The organism is Psychrobacillus sp. Z16_25 (assembly GCF_056856695.1).
Map to the genome: position 1 here is coordinate 1 of NZ_JBXEOV010000035.1, position 2,946 is coordinate 2,946.

Annotated in this window: 1 rRNA gene; it reads left to right on the forward strand. The window is 52.7% G+C overall.

From position 1 onward, the window contains the following. Positions 1-3 precede the first annotated feature (3 nt). A 23S ribosomal RNA gene (locus AC1VU3_RS17485) occupies positions 4-2,934 on the forward strand. Positions 2,935-2,946: the final 12 nt, after the last annotated feature.

A 2,946-nucleotide genomic window follows, 5' to 3' on the forward strand; every position in this document is an offset into this window, starting at 1 on the left:
TTAGGTTAAGTTAATAAGGGCGCACGGTGGATGCCTTGGCACTAGGAGCCGATGAAGGACGGCACTAACACCGATATGCTTCGGGGAGCTGTAAGTGAGCTTTGATCCGGAGATTTCCGAATGGGGGAACCCACTGCCCGTAATGGGGTAGTACATTTGCGTGAATACATAGCGCATCTGTGGCAGACCCAGGGAACTGAAACATCTAAGTACCTGGAGGAAGAGAAAGAAAAATCGATTCCCTGAGTAGCGGCGAGCGAAACGGGAAGAGCCCAAACCAAGAGGCTTGCCTCTTGGGGTTGTAGGACACTCTATACGGAGTTACAAAGGGTTGGATTAGACGAGGCGATCTGGAAAGGTCCGCAAGACAGGGTAAAAGCCCCGTAGTCAAAAGTCCAACCCCTCCAGAGTGGATCCTGAGTACGGCGGAACACGTGAAATTCCGTCGGAATCTGGGAGGACCATCTCCCAAGGCTAAATACTACCTAGTGACCGATAGTGAACCAGTACCGTGAGGGAAAGGTGAAAAGCACCCCGGAAGGGGAGTGAAATAGACCCTGAAACCGTGTGCCTACAAATAGTCAGAGCCCGTTAACGGGTGATGGCGTGCCTTTTGTAGAATGAACCGGCGAGTTACGATCCCATGCAAGGTTAAGTTGAGAAGACGGAGCCGCAGCGAAAGCGAGTCTGAATAGGGCGAATGAGTATGTGGTCGTAGACCCGAAACCAGGTGATCTACCCATGTCCAGGATGAAGGTAAGGTAACACTTACTGGAGGTCCGAACCCACGCACGTTGAAAAGTGCGGGGATGAGGTGTGGGTAGCGGAGAAATTCCAATCGAACCTGGAGATAGCTGGTTCTCTCCGAAATAGCTTTAGGGCTAGCCTCAAACGCGAGAATCTTGGAGGTAGAGCACTGTTTGGACTAGGGGCCCATCCCGGGTTACCGAATTCAGACAAACTCCGAATGCCAATGATTTATGTTTGGGAGTCAGACTGCGAGTGATAAGATCCGTAGTCAAGAGGGAAACAGCCCAGACCACCAGCTAAGGTCCCAAAGTATTTGTTAAGTGGAAAAGGATGTGGCGTTGCTTAGACAACCAGGATGTTGGCTTAGAAGCAGCCATCATTTAAAGAGTGCGTAATAGCTCACTGGTCGAGTGACGCTGCGCCGAAAATGTATCGGGGCTAAACAAATCACCGAAGCTGTGGATTGATACCGATGGTATCAGTGGTAGGAGAGCGTTCTAAGTGCGTCGAAGTCAGACCGGAAGGACTGGTGGAGCGCTTAGAAGTGAGAATGCCGGTATGAGTAGCGAAAGATGGGTGAGAATCCCATCCACCGTATGACTAAGGTTTCCTGAGGAAGGCTCGTCCGCTCAGGGTTAGTCGGGGCCTAAGTCGAGGCCGATAGGCGTAGACGATGGACAACAGGTTGATATTCCTGTACCACCACCCTGCCATTTGAGTGATGGGGGGACGCAGTAGGATAGGGTAAGCGTGCTGTTGGTTATGCACGTCCAAGCAGTGAGGTGTGGATGTAGGCAAATCCGCATCCTATAACATTGAGCTGTGACGGCGAAGGACCTTTGGTCCGAAGTTCCTGATTTCACACTGCCAAGAAAAGCCTCTAGCGAGGCAGGGGGTGCCCGTACCGCAAACCGACACAGGTAGTCGAGGAGAGAATCCTAAGGTGAGCGAGAGAACTCTCGTTAAGGAACTCGGCAAAATGACCCCGTAACTTCGGGAGAAGGGGTGCTCTGTTAGCGTGCAAGCGCGAGAGAGCCGCAGTGAATAGGCCCAGGCGACTGTTTAGCAAAAACACAGGTCTCTGCAAAACCGTAAGGTGAAGTATAGGGGCTGACGCCTGCCCGGTGCTGGAAGGTTAAGAGGAGTGCTTAGCGCAAGCGAAGGTGCGAATTGAAGCCCCAGTAAACGGCGGCCGTAACTATAACGGTCCTAAGGTAGCGAAATTCCTTGTCGGGTAAGTTCCGACCCGCACGAAAGGCGTAACGATCTGGGCACTGTCTCAACGAGAGACTCGGTGAAATTATAGTACCTGTGAAGATGCAGGTTACCCGCGACAGGACGGAAAGACCCCGTGGAGCTTTACTGTAGCTTGATATTGAATTTTGGTGCAACTTGTACAGGATAGGTAGGAGCCTTAGAGCCCGGAGCGCCAGCTTCGGAGGAGGCGTCGGTGGGATACTACCCTGGTTGTATTGAAATTCTAACCCATGCCCGTGACCCGGGCAGGAGACAGTGTCAGGCGGGCAGTTTGACTGGGGCGGTCGCCTCCCAAAGTGTAACGGAGGCGCCCAAAGGTTCCCTCAGAATGGTTGGAAATCATTCGAAGAGTGTAAAGGCAGAAGGGAGCTTGACTGCGAGACCTACAAGTCGAGCAGGGTCGAAAGACGGGCTTAGTGATCCGGTGGTTCCGCATGGAAGGGCCATCGCTCAACGGATAAAAGCTACCCCGGGGATAACAGGCTTATCTCCCCCAAGAGTCCACATCGACGGGGAGGTTTGGCACCTCGATGTCGGCTCATCGCATCCTGGGGCTGTAGTCGGTCCCAAGGGTTGGGCTGTTCGCCCATTAAAGCGGTACGCGAGCTGGGTTCAGAACGTCGTGAGACAGTTCGGTCCCTATCCGTCGTGGGCGTAGGAAATTTGAGAGGAGCTGTCCTTAGTACGAGAGGACCGGGATGGACACACCGCTGGTGTACCAGTTGTCTTGCCAAAGGCATCGCTGGGTAGCTATGTGTGGACGGGATAAGTGCTGAAAGCATCTAAGCACGAAGCCCCCCTCAAGATGAGATTTCCCTTTACGCAAGTAAGTAAGATCCCTCAAAGACGATGAGGTAGATAGGTTCGGGGTGGAAGCATGGCGACATGTGCAGCTGACGAATACTAATCGATCGAGGACTTAACCAATTTGTTTGTTTC